The sequence below is a fragment of the Tolypothrix tenuis PCC 7101 genome (assembly GCF_963874875.1).
GTDB lineage: Bacteria > Cyanobacteriota > Cyanobacteriia > Cyanobacteriales > Nostocaceae > Aulosira > Aulosira tenue.
Genome location: NZ_CAWNJS010000001.1, coordinates 2,985,427 through 3,001,819, shown reverse-complemented (window position 1 = coordinate 3,001,819; position 16,393 = coordinate 2,985,427). Strand labels below are relative to the sequence as shown.

General features: G+C 42.8%; 13 protein-coding genes. 7 read left to right on the top strand and 6 right to left on the bottom strand.

Annotation, left to right across the window (positions count from 1 at the left end; translation table 11 throughout):
- Positions 1 to 31 precede the first annotated feature (31 nt).
- Together AACU25_RS12305 and AACU25_RS12300 are read right to left on the bottom strand one after the other, a co-directional pair.
- On the bottom strand, positions 32 to 640 hold the full coding sequence (locus AACU25_RS12305) for a pyridoxamine 5'-phosphate oxidase family protein (protein WP_096575963.1): 609 nt from the start codon (positions 638 to 640) through the stop codon (positions 32 to 34).
- 9 nt (positions 641 to 649) lie between these two features.
- The gene (locus tag AACU25_RS12300) at positions 650 to 1,267 is read right to left on the bottom strand and encodes a glutathione S-transferase family protein (protein ID WP_096575961.1); all 618 of its coding nucleotides are present in this window, start codon (positions 1,265 to 1,267) and stop codon (positions 650 to 652) included.
- 97 nt (positions 1,268 to 1,364) lie between these two features.
- Between AACU25_RS12300 and AACU25_RS12295 the strand changes: the two genes are divergently transcribed.
- The gene (locus tag AACU25_RS12295; protein WP_096575959.1) at positions 1,365 to 1,919 is read left to right on the top strand and encodes a TetR/AcrR family transcriptional regulator; all 555 of its coding nucleotides are present in this window, start codon (positions 1,365 to 1,367) and stop codon (positions 1,917 to 1,919) included.
- 233 nt (positions 1,920 to 2,152) lie between these two features.
- Here AACU25_RS12295 and def read toward each other — a convergent pair whose 3' ends face one another.
- On the bottom strand, positions 2,153 to 2,686 hold the full coding sequence (def, locus tag AACU25_RS12290; protein ID WP_096575957.1) for a peptide deformylase: 534 nt from the start codon (positions 2,684 to 2,686) through the stop codon (positions 2,153 to 2,155).
- A 428-nt stretch (positions 2,687 to 3,114) separates the two neighbouring features.
- Entirely contained in the window at positions 3,115 to 4,386 is a 1,272-nt protein-coding gene (locus tag AACU25_RS12285; RefSeq protein WP_422641103.1) for an HhoA/HhoB/HtrA family serine endopeptidase, read from the bottom strand.
- A 274-nt stretch (positions 4,387 to 4,660) separates the two neighbouring features.
- Here AACU25_RS12285 and dnaA point away from each other — a divergent pair, with 274 nt between their 5' ends.
- Both dnaA and AACU25_RS12275 read left to right on the top strand, forming a co-directional pair.
- Positions 4,661 to 6,031 carry a chromosomal replication initiator protein DnaA gene (gene dnaA, locus AACU25_RS12280; RefSeq protein ID WP_096575955.1) on the top strand — a complete coding sequence of 457 codons (1,371 nt, stop codon included), beginning with the start codon at positions 4,661 to 4,663 and terminating at the stop codon, positions 6,029 to 6,031.
- A gap of 1,192 nt (positions 6,032 to 7,223) precedes the next feature.
- Positions 7,224 to 8,786 carry a hypothetical protein gene (locus AACU25_RS12275; protein ID WP_190445625.1) on the top strand — a complete coding sequence of 521 codons (1,563 nt, stop codon included), beginning with the start codon at positions 7,224 to 7,226 and terminating at the stop codon, positions 8,784 to 8,786.
- A gap of 110 nt (positions 8,787 to 8,896) precedes the next feature.
- On the opposite strand, the gene AACU25_RS12270 is transcribed toward AACU25_RS12275, so the two are convergent.
- Positions 8,897 to 11,038: an NAD(P)/FAD-dependent oxidoreductase gene (locus AACU25_RS12270; RefSeq protein WP_096575953.1), complete on the bottom strand. Its 2,142-nt coding sequence runs from the start codon at positions 11,036 to 11,038 to the stop codon at positions 8,897 to 8,899.
- A 161-nt stretch (positions 11,039 to 11,199) separates the two neighbouring features.
- Between AACU25_RS12270 and AACU25_RS12265 the strand changes: the two genes are divergently transcribed.
- On the top strand, positions 11,200 to 11,433 hold the full coding sequence (locus AACU25_RS12265; RefSeq protein WP_096575951.1) for a hypothetical protein: 234 nt from the start codon (positions 11,200 to 11,202) through the stop codon (positions 11,431 to 11,433).
- Between the two features lie 233 nt (positions 11,434 to 11,666).
- Here the strand turns inward: AACU25_RS12265 and cimA are convergent, their stop codons facing one another.
- Positions 11,667 to 13,379 carry a citramalate synthase gene (gene cimA, locus AACU25_RS12260; RefSeq protein WP_096575949.1) on the bottom strand — a complete coding sequence of 571 codons (1,713 nt, stop codon included), beginning with the start codon at positions 13,377 to 13,379 and terminating at the stop codon, positions 11,667 to 11,669.
- A gap of 75 nt (positions 13,380 to 13,454) precedes the next feature.
- Here cimA and AACU25_RS12255 point away from each other — a divergent pair, with 75 nt between their 5' ends.
- The 3 genes from AACU25_RS12255 to thiO all read left to right on the top strand — a co-directional run bounded on the left by AACU25_RS12255 (position 13,455) and on the right by thiO (position 16,338).
- Entirely contained in the window at positions 13,455 to 13,661 is a 207-nt protein-coding gene (locus AACU25_RS12255) for a hypothetical protein (protein WP_096575947.1), read from the top strand.
- 220 nt (positions 13,662 to 13,881) lie between these two features.
- A complete protein-coding gene (locus AACU25_RS12250) occupies positions 13,882 to 14,247 on the top strand; it encodes a hypothetical protein (protein WP_045869784.1) in 366 nt (121 codons plus the stop codon).
- 111 nt (positions 14,248 to 14,358) lie between these two features.
- The gene (gene thiO / locus AACU25_RS12245) at positions 14,359 to 16,338 is read left to right on the top strand and encodes a glycine oxidase ThiO (RefSeq protein ID WP_096575944.1); all 1,980 of its coding nucleotides are present in this window, start codon (positions 14,359 to 14,361) and stop codon (positions 16,336 to 16,338) included.
- Positions 16,339 to 16,393: the final 55 nt, after the last annotated feature.

Genomic DNA, 16,393 nt, shown 5'->3' with positions numbered 1-16,393 from the left:
CCTGAGAATTTGTTACATCCCAGGATTTATTTTACAGTTCCGTCAGGCGATCGCTTAGTTGCTGTTCTAATTGTGTAATGCGGGCTTGTAAGGGAGCAATCATCGCTTCGACTTCGTCCACCGAATAGCGGATAGGAATATGTTGGGGACAGTTTTCGCTAATTGCTTCTACATGAAACAGAATCGCTCTTTCTACTTCTGCTGGATATCCTGGCATTCGTAGCTGTTCAATTAAAGCTGGATCATCTTCAACATATTTGCTTCTTCCCCAGATTTTGATGCGTTTGCGGTGGCGATAATCCATTAAGAAGATGAAAGCTTTATCATTACCCGACAGGTTACCCACCGTAAGATACTGTACATTGCCAGTGAAGTCGGCAAAGCCTAGAGTTTTCTCATCCAACACCTTCAAAAAACCAGCAGGGCCGCCACGAAACTGAATATATGGATAACCGTTGGAACTGACTGTTCCTAAATAAAACCCATCGAGTTGAGTAATAAATTCCTCAATTTTTGGGGTAATGACATCATTAGCAGAACCATTGGCAATATAGCGTTCATAGGTCTGCCTCGACCCCCGTTGTTCTTGCGCCGCTAGCACTTCCGGTGTAAAAGCAATTTCTCCAAATTTGCGTGGCATAATACACTCCTAAACCGTAACAGGTTCTTCAATGCCAATCATTCCCAAGAAACCAGGAAGATGTTTGATGCGATCAATCCAGGTAAGAATGTTTGGGTAATTTTCTAAGCTAATCTTGCCATCAGGCGCAAGTGCAACATAAGGAAAGACTGCAACATCAGCGATTGTCGGATGTCCTAATTCCAACCATTCCCGATTCGCTAAATGATTGTTGAGTTGCGTCAAGATGAACTCTGATTTTTGATTTGCTCGTTCTATGTTGATGTTCGTGGTTTTGAATAAATGATACAAACGCGCTGATTCAGGGCCTTGGCGAATTTCTCCTGCAGTGGTTGATAACCAGCGCATCACCTGAGCTAGGGATAAAGCTTCTAGGGGTAACCATCGATCGCCGCCATACTGCCGCGCCAAGTATACAAGAATGGCTTGAGCATCTGCCAACACTGTATTGCCATCGACTAGCAAAGGCACCTGTCCAAAGGAATTTAGTTCTAAAAATTCCGGCTGTTTATGTGCTCCTGCCATCAAATCAACTTTAATCCACTCGTAATCTAAGCCCAGCAAAGACAGCATTAATTTTGCTTTGTAACTGTTGCCAGATAGTTCGTGACCATAAAGCTTAATCATGAGTTAGTCCAAATCTTTTTGTACCGTTCGTTCGGTCTAAAATTACTGTACCGTTCGTTCGGTATAATGTCAACAGATAATTGTTCACCCTATAAAAATGCCTAAAGAGACTTATATTCCCTGTCTGTTGCAGCTATTTCGGCAGTATGGTTATGATGGCGCAACCCTAGCCAAGATTTCGGAAGCGACTGGACTAGGAAAAGCTAGCCTTTACCACCACTTCCCCGGCGGTAAAGATGAGATGGTGGAGGCGGTACTAGATTATCTAGAACGATGGTTAGTAGAAAATATCTTGCCATCTCTTCAGAGTGAAGGGGATGCTGTGACAAAATTGCAGAGGATGTGCGATCGCCTCAACGAACTTTATGAGGGTGGAAAGCAACCATGTCTATTCGCCATCTTGTTGCTAGGTTCAGCAAGAGATGTCTTTCACCGCAAGGTACAAGAATTATTTCAGGGTTGGATTGATGCGATCGCCAGTGTGTTAATTGAAGCGGGTATGGATAAAGAACTAGCCAAACAGCGAGCTGAAGATGCTGCGATCGCTATTCAAGGTTCGCTAATTCTATCCCAGGGCCTAGAAAATTCGGCTCCCTTTCAGCGTGTAATTCAGCAACTACCAAAAGAACTCTGTAGGGTTGTACCAATTTAATTAGGGAAGCACAATTAAAGTAAACGTTTGTCAGGGGAAGGGGGAAAGGGTAAAAGGGGGAAACTTTTACTCTTTCCCCTTCTGATATTCAGATTTTCAAGCTAGTCATAATGAACAAAAATTCACCACTATGTATGAAAGCTGAAATGGGATTTTTCCCCCGCCCTCTTGTACAGACGCGATTAATCGAGTCTCCCCAACTCAGCACTCTCAAAGTAGACGCAGTCAAGAAATTAAAGATTATTAACTATTCGCTGTTGATATTCCTGTTCTGTAATCATGTCCTGAGTACTTTCTAAGCGGTCAACAAAGACAATTCCTTCGAGGTGATCGTATTCATGTTGAAAAATTCGCGCCACAAAATCAGTGAGTTCTTGTTGTTGCAATTCACCATAGCGGTCGGTATATTCTACTTGAAGTGTTTGATATCTGGGAACGAAACCTCTAATACCAGGAACGCTTAAACAACCTTCCCAACCTTTAACTACTTCTGTAGAATGAGCAATAATTCTCGGATTGATCATCGCTGTAGGTGCCATCTCTGGAGCGTTGGGATATCTAGGGTTAGGGCGAGAAGCCACAATAAATAAACGATATGATTCTGCAATTTGCGGTGCGGCAATTCCCACACCGTTAGATTGGGCAACTGTTACCAGTAAATTTTCAATTAGGTTCTGTACAACCTCATCCTGAATATTATCAATTGAGCTAGCTGTTTGGCGTAGTATGGGGTTACCTAATTGAATAATTGGCATTAATTCAGCCATCGAATAAACTCCTTAATAAATAATCAATTATTTAAATATCAAATATATTTGATTGAAAAATTTGATATTTATCTCTACTATTTAAGCAAATATAATTGATAAAATACATATTATTGCAAGTTTATTGACTCATTATAGCAATCAAATTTGATTAATAAACACACATATTAAAGTGGGGATTACCAAGCCTTTAGCATTCTGATTTTATGTGTAAAAGCTAAAGCAAATTTGTATATTCTTGTTGCCTGTCACCCTTGCTTTCCCTAATTTCCTTGCTCGCTACAGCGAGTGATTATTTTTTATTTGAAAGTTCCTTAGCGAGTATTACCCACCCTATAATACTTAGTTCGTATAGCCTGACAAAGTATTTGGTATGGGCAAGCATATTAGGCGTGATTAGTAATTTAATTTGGCACTTTGAGATAAAATCAACTGTCGCGGCGGATGGGTAAAGGCGCAGGTTTGACTGCTACTTGAGTAACTTGCCCATCGCGTTCTACTTGCATTTGTAAAGGATTACCGATTTTGCTATTTTCTACGAGCTTTTGCACGTCTTCTATTTTATTGACAGGCTGATTATCAATACTCCGAATCACATCACCAGTTTTTAACCCAGCAACAGCAGCAGGAGAACGAGGGACTATATTAATTAATAAAACGCCTTTATCAGCTGTGAGATTAATGCGATCGCCTAATTCATTATTAATTCTGTCGCGAATTTCTGGTGTTAGCGTCACCATTTGCACACCCAAATAAGGATGCTCGACTTTACCATTAGTAATTAACTCTTGGGAAATCCTTTGTGCAGTGTTTACAGGAATGGCAAATCCTAAACCTTGAGCACCACGAATAATTGCTGTGTTCATCCCGATCACTTGACCACGTACATTCAGCAACGGGCCGCCAGAGTTACCAGGGTTAATTGCTGCATCGGTTTGAATATAATCAACACGCTTATCGCTAGCACCAATATCACTGCTAGAGCGACCTGTAGCACTAATAATTCCAGATGTGACTGTATTATTTAATCCTAAAGGATTACCAATAGCAATTACAGCCTCTCCGGGTTGCAAAGCATCAGAGTTACCTAAAGCTAGAGTTGGCAGGTTGTTCGCCTCAATTTTGATCACAGCTACATCAGTTACCGGATCTTCTCCCAGTACTTTACCGTTAAAATTTCGCCCATCCTTAAGAATGACAGTTACACTATCAGCACCGTCTACTACGTGAGAATTGGTCAAAATTTGCCCAGAAGAACTAATAATAAATCCGGAACCACTACCACGTTCTATCCTTTGTCGAGGCTGAGATGGTATCTCGCCAAAAAACCGCCGAAAAAATGGATCGTCAAATTCATCTGGTGTCTGAGAGGTGACGGTTCGAGAAGAATCAATCCGAACTACAGCCGAGCCTACTTTTTGTACTACTCCCACCACAAAGTTAGGATCGTTAGAAGATGAAAAAATTGCTGGTGGCGCAATTGTGGGATCAGGGTTAGTTGTATTTTGAGGTGCTACTTGTGACTGAGCATCACCTGCTTGTTTTTCCAAGGTCTTGCTAGGTAGAAGAGAGCAACCTCCCAGAAATACCACTAAACTGACTTTTAAGAGCATTGACATCATAATATTTCTTTCCTGCTTTTGGGGTAAACCTTTGGTATCAATAATTTGGGCTGCACAGCAACTTTTGTTGTTCTTCATGTGTCTTTGCTTCTCCGTGTTAGTCAGTGGGTGGTAGGATCTTGCCTACTGGGTATGCCCCAAAATGATTACAACTTAAAAGCTGGTTCCAGGTCTAGAGCATCTGAATGCTAAATTGGTGCTGGCTTGTAAGTCGTTGTGCAAAATGAAATTCATGGAGAGAGGGAACAAGGAACAGGGAGCAGTCAACAGGGAACAACAAACAATGTGTGTAATTAATTCTGTTTAGATACTTATCTTATATTGTGACGATTAGCAGCCAAGGTGGTAGATCATGGAAATTCCTCTAGACAATTTGTGGAGTCAGGTATTAGAGCGCTTACAGCTTGAATTATCCCGTCCTACCTTTGAAACTTGGATTAAAACTGCTAGTGCGGAGCGATTAGAAAATAATTGTTTAGTAGTTTGCACTCCTAATCCTTTTGCACGTAATTGGCTACAGAAATATTACATAAATACCATCGCTCATGTCGTACAAGATATTCTCGGATATCCTGTAGAAATTTACATTACCGTTGCTCAAAGTAATGAAATGTCTCCTTTGCAGGAACGCGAAGCACCTTGGGAATTACCACCCCCATCTAATATTCCCGAAAGTATTCCCAAACCTCAGCAAAAAACCCATGAATTAAATACTAAGTATGTCTTTTCACGCTTTGTAGTTGGTGCTAACAATCGCATGGCTCATGCGGCATCATTGGCAGTTGCAGAATCTCCGGGGAGGGAGTTTAATCCTTTATTTTTATGTGGTGGCGTTGGTTTAGGTAAAACCCACCTCATGCAAGCTATTGGCCATTATCGCTGGGAAATTTGTTCTGATTCTAAAATATTTTATGTCTCAACTGAGCAGTTTACTAATGATTTAATTACAGCCATCCGTAAGGATAGTATGCAAAGTTTTCGAGAGCATTATCGGGCGGCTGATATTTTATTAGTGGATGATATTCAGTTTCTCGAAGGCAAAGAGTACACTCAAGAAGAATTTTTTCATACTTTTAATACTTTACATGAGGCGGGGAAGCAAGTTGTCATCGCCTCAGATCGCCCTCCTAACCAAATTCCTCGTCTTCAGGAAAGACTTTGTTCTCGGTTTTCTATGGGTTTGATTGCTGACATCCAACCACCAAATTTAGAAACCAGGATGGCAATTCTGCAAAAAAAGGCTGAGTACGAAAATATTCGGCTGTCTACAGATGTAATTGAGTATATTGCTTCTAATTACACTTCCAATATTCGCGAATTAGAAGGAGCGTTAATTCGGGCGCTGGCATATATCTCGATTTGGGGTTTACCCATGACAGTAGAGAGTATTGCCCCTGTTTTAGAAACTCCTAGCGAAAAAGTAGCCGCTACCCCAGAGGTAATTTTAAAGGTGGTGGCTGAGAATTTTGATATTGCAGTGGAAGACTTAAAAAGCAACTCCCGGCGCAGAGAAATTAGCTGGGCACGTCAAATAGGTATGTATCTAATGCGGCAACATACAGATCTGAGTTTGCCGAGAATTGGTGAAGAATTTGGTGGGAAAGATCATACAACGGTGATTTACAGTTGTGATAAAATCACCCAGTTGCGAGAAAGCGATCGCACTTTAGCAAATACCCTCCGTCAACTAAGCGATCGCATTAATATGAATAGCCGCTCTTAAAATTTAACAAGCAAGTTTACTGGCAGTTTTCCACAGGCATGACTATCTATATTTGACTTTGACAATCGAGTAATTCATCCAAAATATTAAGTTAAGTATAAAAACATATTAAATTTTTATTAGATTGTGGAAAAAAACTTATCATTTAGGGAAAATTTAGGTAAAAACTTGATATTTTGAAGTTAAAACTTTAATTAAGTATATATACCTTGTGGAAAAGTTGAGGGGTTTTTCCACAAGTTTTCCACAGGTGGTAAGTGATGAAATTCCCTTAAATATACATTAGGAAGAAGTTATCCACAATTTCCACAGCTAATGTCTTGAAAGCAAGGAAGAGGAAAAAACAAAGATATATTTTCATACAATTGCTGTAGAGAATGTCAGTATGTTTTACTGAACAATCGGGAGCAGGTAATACTTGGAAACTATTTTTATATTCATAAACCCGCTAATCAATAATTACGTTATAAGCAAAAACTTACTACGTAGATGAAAATTTGATTCGTCACCAAAAAATTTAGCAAACTACGGATATCAATACTTGTCGGTTAAGGGGAAAAAGGCAGGAAAAACCTTTAACCCTTACCCTTTCTCCTTTTCCCCAAACCAAATTCCGAGTTGAAAATCCTTAACAGAGCAGTATTGCTACTGAAACAGCGATCGCCTAGATTATTTTGTCGTGATAGTTTAAAAACACACCTTAAGAACTTGCAATCTTTGCAAATTCCCCCTGCCCTCTGCCGTCTTCATCATCAGTCTCTAACCTAACAAGTGTTAGTTGCGCTTGGGGGTAGGCTGTTTGCTAAATTAAATACAGCACTAAGGCTTTCCTAGTGCATAAATTCGCGCCAGTGAGTTATTAGCTAATAACTGTTGTTGAACATCAAGCAAAATCACATCTACTATCCGCATCTAAACCAGATTCTCCCGACATCCTTATGTTGGCGGGGAATAACCTTGTAATGTTATAACGTCATCAGTTCTAGATGCAAAATGGGGAACACTGAATTTAGTGAGTTAATTACTTATGCTGGACAAGAGTTAGGCTTGGTCTCTATCACTCTTTCCACATTGACAATTAGGGGCTTCTCAGGTTTTCCCTCGCTACTTGCGTCAACCCCGTCAGACACAATCGATAAGCAATGCTAACGCCAGCACTGCTGAACATTTTTAAGCAGGTGGGTCAATAGTAATGAATGAAGCTGAAACCTCAAATAATGGGGCTTTTATTGAATCCTTAAATTCTGCTAATTCGCCACAAACGGAGGAGGCGAGTTGTCCTTTCTATGCTGTTGTGCCTAATGAGAATATGAAACAACAGCCGCTACTTCTCCAGCCAGCAAAAGACGAGCAGCCTGAGACTCAAGCCCCAGAGTTAACCGTAGATGCAACCAAGCAAGACTGGGTTGCCGAACCTGATATTCAACAACAACTTTTGGTAAACGCAGAATTCCAAAAATTGCTGGCATTAAATCAAGAATTGCGTTCTGCTAACGATGATTTGTATGAGCAGGTAGAACACCTGAAAGATGAATTAACTGATGCTCAAAAGGCCATACAGTGGCAGAAAAAACGCTTTGGTGTCACTGAGTCCATGCTCAACCAACAAACTCAGGAACTCAATGCCGCGCAAGAACAAATAAAATCCTTATTCGAGGAATTAGAAACGGCGGTTCAAGGTGTTCAGCGGCAAGAAATTTTCATCGAAACCTATAAAGCGCAGTTACAGATTAGTCAACAACGTCTAGCGCAGTTAGAACGTGAATGTTCGCTGCTGCAAACTAACTATAGCGAACAGTCTCAGCAGTTATTGCAATCCGAAAACACTTGCCGAGAGTTGCGGACTCGGCTAATGCGGCAACAACGCCAGACTCTACAATTTAAAGCGGCTCTAGAAAAATGTTTAGAGCCACCTGTGACTGGAGATGAGTCTTCAGAGGATACTACAAATCGTCACCGTAATACTAATAGGCAATCAAGGTTTACGAAAAAAGCCCGGTCTTTATTTCCCAATGCCCAGCCTATTAAGCCCTGGTCAGCAGAATCGGAATCTTTAGATGATTCTTCTCAAGAATCTTCAGCAACTTCACATCCCGCATCTGAACCAAGCGTTACTCCATCTTCGCCTTGGGATTGGTCAGACAGAGACAACACTTCAACCACAGCCCAATCAAATACTGCATCAGAATCAACTCCCTTTGCGAGTTCATCGCCCAGCACTGAAAATTCTTCGACTCCACCACAACCAATCTCACCTTTAGGTTCATCAAGCATTGATGAGTTAGATAGTCTCATCCAAATGTTTTTTGCGGCTCAACCTGCATCTACACCGCCAAATTCTACTGTTGAAATTACTGTAGAGAGTCAGCCAGCTAAGGATGTAACTATTTGGGAAACTGTCGCCAAAACGGTTACAGATGAAGAAGAAACAAATACCGTAGGCGAAAGTAAACCAACTCCAAAAACTTCTAAGAACATAGAAGGAAATAACACCTCTTCATCAGCGAAAAAGGCTGCAAAATACACAACTCAGCCTGTTGCTAACACAACAGTGGCACCAGAAAATGATGACTATTGGGCAGAAATTCCCCAACTGAATCAAGTGGATGTGCCCAATGTCAATCAAAATGTATCGGGTGACTCTGCTGATGACAATCAATCACCCTCACCAGTGGTTTATCCCCAACGTCCACCCAAAGGACGCAAGTCTTTAGCATCAGTGGAGTTACCGAATTTTCGGCAGAAGCGGCAATAATTGCAGAGACGCGATTAATCGCGTCTTTAGTCAAGGTCAAGGGTCAAAGGTCAAAGGTAAATTATATATTTTATACCCTATGCCCAATGCCCTATGCCCTATGCCCCAACCTAATTGAGAATTTGTGCTTCTGAATTTTGAATTGAGTCTTCTGGTTGAACTTTCGCTACTTGATTTGGCGATCGCGGTTTGCCTGTGATGATAGCGTAGTTAATAGCTAATAGTCGCAGCCACAATGCCGGATAGCGGGGTTCTAGCCAAGGGCCGATTTTATTGAGGAAGCTGGCAAACCAACCATTCAATAAAGCGCTGACTAGGGCATAAATACCAAAGTTAAAATAATTCCCCAGCCAACGCAGTAAATCTCTTGGCCCTGCTAGTTCCCAAATCCACAATAGCAGGGCTGGATTTTTGCGGGCTGCTTTGATAGCAAGGCGGTTAAAGGTGAACCAATCGCATCGGTCTTTAATAAAGTTATCTGCAACATCTAGGGGTTCATCTGCCAACAGCCCAAAGAAGGTATTCAGCATAGAGTTGATTCTTTGGGGTGGTAAGAATTTACCTGTTGGTACCATCATGCCCTTAGAAAATAGCCAAGTTACCGAAACGTTACTTTGGTAGGCGCGGATTCGGTTTAAATGGCGGAAACTTAGCAGATTATGCTTGAGGGCAATATCTAAAAGTTTTGTGAGACGTTCTAAGTTGCGTACTAAAGAACCAAAGCCAGTAAATACGAGAGGCGATTGGAGTGACGCAGCGTCACCGATCGCAATTAATCTATCAAAGGCAACTGTGCGATCGCTACTTCCCACACTAAAATGCCCTGGGATATAGCCAAAGGTGGGTTTTTTCCACACTAGCTTGTCTACATCGCAACGCCGATATTCCGGCAGAATCGTGAAAAAGTCCTCGTACATCTCTAACAAGGAACCAGGATTTTTGGGGTTGACTTCGTGGTAATGGAACAAATAAATTGTCAATTCTTCCCCAATCCCCGGAAATAACTCCCAAATTAATTGTCTACCGCGAGAAATATCGCCGTGGCTGTAGAGAACATCCCCATACTGCGAATCCCAAACTTGCGGCTCAAATCCCTTATCAATTACCGCCCCCACCGTAGGGCAAACACTGTCAAAAGCCCGACCGCCATTTAATTGCCAAGCAATAGGCGAAGCTGTACCCATTGCATCCACTAGCAGCCGTCCAGTTACTTGCTTTTCGGCTTGACCAGGTAAATGCTTGACATTAACCAGAACTTGTGTTTTATAAATATCAGCACGTAGAAATTCTGTTTCATCCCAGATTTCACCGCCTGCGGCACGGAGCTTTTGACCGCACATTTGCAGCCATTTATCAGAGTCTAGGGCAATATTAAGCACAGTGGGAGTATGCAAAACAGGCGATCGCAATTTTGGGGGATTGTTGCCATCAAAAAATTTATTGAACCCGTCTTTATACTCACGAGCAATGACGGTTTCTAACTCGGTATGAGTTACCAAACCTAAATTAATTAAGCTTTGCAATTCATCACGCGAAATATTCCATTCTCGATTCATCCGCCCAAAGGGCATTCGCTCTATCAGTAAAACTTTATATCCCAATTTCGCCATCACTGCCGCATGGATAGCACCTAATGCGCCACCGATGTAGATGATGTCATAGGTAGGGGATGAGGAAGATGAGGAAGATGTTCTTCCCAGTCCCTGATCCCCAGTCCCCAGTCCCCAATCTCCTCGCTGCGAAAACACCACCTGTCGCGGTTGCTGAGGATTCCTTACCCCTTCGCGCCATCTTTGTTCCCACCAGTAGGCGCGTGTGAGGTCATATTCCCCATTGGGCATTTTCTGAAAATACTTGACGGTAAGGGGGTAATTAGGTTGTAATGCGTCAAATATTGATTGTTTGGATAAATCGATAACCGGAGGTTCTGGGTAATTATGAGGAAAGCGGCTTCTGATGTCAGTAATCAGGCGGTGTAGAATTTGCCTTTCTTGAGGAAAAGGTCGATCTGCCCAACGGAACACTTTTAAATAAGTAGTGCGCTGTACCGACCAAACAAATATAGAAAGTTCCGTTGGCAAATTTTCGGAAATCGGTGCTGTAGCCGTTGTAGTGTCAGCAGATACTCTCAGACGAAACCCATCTGGAGTATTTATTTTTTCACCATTGTCAGGTTGAAAATCTGCTTGCAGCCAACTGCGTACAGCGGCCGTATCTGGTGTCGGAACTTCTAAATAAAGGATTTCTTTCATTTTTTTTCTGACATCTCCGCTAAATCTACTCACTAAGACAGATTTCAAGAAGGCATGAAATACGATAAACTCCGCCCTATCGGTTGCTTAAAGATTTGATGAAGAGATTTTAATAATTTGTCAAACATCTAGTTCAATCTAAATTTCTGTAAACCCACGCCATGAATTATCCCATCCCAGACAGCCCCCAAGACATTGTTGCCCTGCAACAAAGACCCGTTGATGAAGAATTGGTTGCATCTGCGATCGCTGGAGTTATTAAAATTGTGCGGGCGCAGGGCCAATCTTTGGAAGAGTTAACCGCCCAAGTCCTAGCTGACGACCAGATGCTTGATAAACAGCAGCGTCGCTGGCTAAGTAAATTACTTGCTCAAGCTTGGGAAAATTTCTCGTAGTGGAAGCTGATAGATGTTTGCCCAGATTGCCAATCGCATTTTTTTGGTGTGGGAAGTAAACTGATGTGCGGTGAGAGATTGGCAATTAGGCTGGGCATTATTTAGTCAAGGGTCAAGAGTCAAGGGACAAAATATTGTAGGATGTTCTGCTTTGGACTGTTGACTTTGGACTGTTGACTTTGGACTGTTGACTACCATCGCCAAAAATCATAGATGTGCTGTGAATGCACAATTCACGATTCCGTAATTTTGGTATTTTCGATTTTGGGCTTTTGGATAGCAGGAAACTGGGCTTCGGCTTGAGAGTGGAGTAATAAACCATACTCTAATCCTTCGACCACAGCTTGATAAGAAGCCTCTAAAATATTTGGCGAAACCCCTACTGTTGTCCAGCGTTGATGACCGTTACCCGATTCTACTAATGCCCGTGTTTTTGCTGCTGTACCTGTGTGACCATTGAGAATACGGACTTTGTAATCCGTTAACTCAAAAGCAGCGATTTGGGGATAAAAGTTTAACAGCGCTTTGCGTAAAGCCGCATCTAAAGCTGCTACCGGGCCATTACCTTCGGCGGCCTCTAAAATATTTTTACCATTAACAGCTACTTTAATTGTCGCTAGGGCGCTGCTGCTTGCCTTACCTTCAATTAAATCGCAGTGGACTTGAAAACCCTTAACTTCAAAAAACTGGGGACGATTACCTAAAGCTTCGTGCATCAACAGAGCAAAACTCGCTTCTGCAGCTTCAAATTGATAGCCTTCACTCTCCAAATCCTTCATTTTTTGGAGAATTTGCCGTGCTTCTGGTTGCTGGGGATCTAATTCAATGCCAAAAGTTCGGGCTTTGGCTAACACATTACTGAGTCCAGATTGTTCGGAAATGACAATGCGGCGACGGTTCCCTACTTGTTCTGGCTGAATGTGTTCGTAAGTTAGGGGATTGCGTTCAACGGCGGATACATGAATACCACCTTTGTGAGCAAATGCTGACCGACCGACAAACGGTGCGTGTTCATCAGGAGCCAGATTTACCACTTCGCTGACAAAGCGACTGGCTTCTGTAAGTTGTACTAGCTCGTCTTCACCGATACAGCTATAACCTAACTTCAACTGTAAATTGGGAATTAAAGAACAAAGATTTGCATTACCACAACGTTCACCATAACCATTCATTGTACCTTGTACCATCGTTGCCCCAGCCATGACAGCAGCTAAAGCATTAGCCACAGCCATATCAGAATCATTATGAGTGTGAATGCCAATTTGGGGGATTGGTGATTGGTGATTGGTGATTGGGGATTGGGGATAATCTTTCCCAGTACCCAGTACCCATTCCCCAGTCACCTTGACCACATCTTGGACAATTTGGCTAACTTCATGGGGTAAAGCCCCGCCATTGGTATCGCAGAGGACTAGCCATTCTGCACCAGCTGTGATCGCAGTCTCTAATGTCTGTAAGGCATAATCAGGGTTGTGCTTGTAGCCATCAAACCAATGTTCGGCATCATAAATCACGCGTCGCCCTTGGCTGCGAAGGTACTCAATCGTATCGCGGATCATCGCCAAATTTTCTTCTAAACTCGTTTTCAGCCCGGCTGTGACGTGTAAATCCCAAGACTTACCAAAAATTGTCACCCAACGACTACCAGCCGCCAGAATCGCTTGCAGCATCGGTTCAGACGCAGCAGTGGTGTTGGGGCGGCGTGTGGAACAAAATGCCACAATTTCTGATTGTTTGAGCGGATCTTCTTGAAGTTGCCAGAAGAATTGTACATCCTTGGGATTGGCACCGGGCCAACCACCTTCAATAAACGGAATCCCCAATTGATCTAGTCTTTTGGCGATGCGTAACTTGTCTTCTATAGACACAGACAGCCCTTCACGCTGAGTACCATCCCGTAACGTCGTGTCATAAAGCCAAATTTGGGGTGAGGGATTTTTGGTCATAAAACTGGAACATTTGAGACAACTTTTAAAGCGATGTGCCAATATACAACAAAAAGCCAGTTTGGTAATTCAACAATGCCTAAAGTAATAACTCAAAATCAAAGTCATGAGTGTATGCGATCGCCAAAGCAGGTGATTTGGCCCCAAGGTTTACTGGCAGGCCTTGGTAAAATAGTGTCCATTGCCGAACCAAATGACGACAAACTTTGCTGCAATATGGTATTGACCTCTACAATGGCGGTGTTTAGCAAATCAGCTCTGACCGAATTGTGGCAGATGTAGTAGCTGTAAAGTTAAGGTAGAAGGCGAAGTATCAGCAGCGAATCGGCGCGATTAAACGCAGTGTTCGCTTCCTCCCCATTCTCCTACAACACACCTGCGTTTCGCCTGACATACTGACTGAGGTTTTATGGCAATCAATTACAGAGAAACAAAATTTGATAGATTTTGGTAATTTCTCAAATCTCGTGGACAACAAAAGGTTAACAAGGAGCAAAACAAGATGGGTAGATGGACACCGTTAATTCTGATGGCTGGAGGCTTGGCGATATTGTTGGGTACATTGCTAGGCATCAACTTTCCGATGGGCGGGCAAAGTGCTAGCGTTCCACCAGGTGGTAAAACCTCAAAAGTCCTTCCAGCTAATATTAATGTTAATAGCACAGCTGCGGGCAGAAATAACGGTTCAACTACAGAAAGCCAACGCAGCGTTGCCCAAAATAATAACTCGACTGAGGAATCAAACTCAGAAACAGAAAGTTCTTCAGACACAAATACTACAGAAGCGCAATCAACAGACACCCAATCGACAGACAGCCAATCTACCAGTGAAAATGAAAACTCCCAACCTATTCGGGCATTGTGGTAGAGGTTGCTAGTTATTGGTTGCGAGTTATAAGTTATAAGTGATGAGTTATTAGTTATGAGTTATTAGTTATGTACTAATAATAAATGGCTAATAATGTATGACTAATGACTAATGACTAGTGACATTTTAATTATTGGCGGTGGCGTTATTGGCTTGGCGATCGCCGTGGAACTGAAACTGCGCGGGGCAAATGTCACCGTGCTTTGCCGTGATTTTAACGCCGCCGCTAGCCATGCGGCGGCTGGGATGTTAGCACCAGATGCGGAAAACATCTCAGATCCAGCCATGTATGATTTATGCTGGCGATCGCGTGCTTTATATTCAGACTGGACGCGCAAACTTGAAGAATTAACTGGCTTATCCACACTTTACTGGCCTTGTGGAATTTTAGCACCCGTTTATGAAGAGAGCGGGGCAGGAATTAAATCAACTGTAGCCTCTGCTAGGGAATCACCTGCTTACTGGTTGGATAAAACTGCAATTGGACAATATCAGCCCGGATTGTCGTCAGAAGTAGTAGGTGGTTGGTGGTATCCTGAGGATGCTCAAGTTGACAATCGCGCCTTAGCAAGGGTTTTGTGGGCTGCTGCTGAATCTTTAGGCGTGGAACTCAAAGATGGGGTTACCGTTGAAGGATTGTTACAGCAGCAAGGCAAAGTCTTGGGCGTACAAACTAGCGCTGGAGTCATGCGCGCTACTCATTATGTATTAGCTACAGGTGCTTGGGCAAATGAATTATTGCCGCTACCTGTACGCCCAGTTAAAGGGCAAATGGTCAGGTTGCGGGTGCCGGATGCTGTGCCAGAATTACCTTTAAAAAGGATTTTATTTGGTGAAAATACTTACATAGTTCCGAGAAGGAATCGCACAATTATTATTGGCGCGACTAGTGAAGATGTGGGTTTTACTCCCCATAACACCCCCGCAGGTATTCAAAAATTACTCCAACAAGCTACCCGCCTGTATCCGCAATTACAGGATTATCCCATCGAAGAAATTTGGTGGGGATTTCGCCCCGCTACCCCTGATGAATTACCCATTTTGGGAACTAGCCCCTGTACAAATTTAACCTTGGCAATTGGTCATTATCGCAATGGCATTCTGCTAGCACCAATCACTGCAGCCTTAATTGCTGATTTCATCTCAGAACAAAAATCCGATCCGTTACTATCTCATTTTAACTATTCGCGTTTTCTCGCTCAAACATCTACCTCCACATCCATGCTTACTCACTCGGCTAATTTCTCCAATGGGCATCATGCCATTGTTGCTTTAGATAACTCAGCATTAACTAATTTAGACTCACCACTGACTATTGCTGGTAAAACCTTCAAATCCCGCCTCATGACTGGTACAGGGAAGTACCGCAGCATAGAAGAAATGCAGCAAAGTATCGTTGCTAGTGAGTGCCAAATTGTGACTGTCGCTGTGCGACGCGTACAAACCAAAGCACCAGGACATGAAGGTTTAGCCGAAGCACTCGATTGGCAGAAAATTTGGATGTTACCCAATACCGCCGGTTGTCAAACAGCAGAAGAAGCGATTCGGGTAGCGCGTTTAGGACGCGAAATGGCGAAACTATTAGGACAGGAAGATAATAATTTCGTCAAACTAGAAGTGATCCCTGATCCGAAATATTTGCTTCCCGATCCCATCGGCACATTGCAAGCTGCAGAACAATTAGTTAAAGAAGGCTTTGCTGTCTTACCTTACATCAACGCTGACCCAATGTTAGCCAAGCGCTTAGAAGAAGTCGGCTGTGCAACAGTTATGCCTTTAGCATCTCCCATTGGTTCGGGACAGGGATTGAAAACAACCGCCAATATTCAAATCATCATTGAAAACTCTCGGATACCCGTTGTAGTAGATGCTGGTATAGGAGCCCCCTCAGAAGCAGCACAAGCAATGGAATTAGGTGCAGATGCCTTATTAATTAATAGCGCGATCGCACTCGCAAAAAATCCAGCTGCAATGGCTAGGGCAATGAATCTCGCCGCAGTCGCCGGTCGTCTCGCATATCTAGCTGGTAGAATGCCTATCAAAGATTACGCCAGTGCTAGTTCGCCACTCACGGGGACGATTAGTAGTTAGGGACTGGGGACTGGGGATTGGGAAAAAGCAGGGGAGCAGGGAGCAGGGAGCAGGG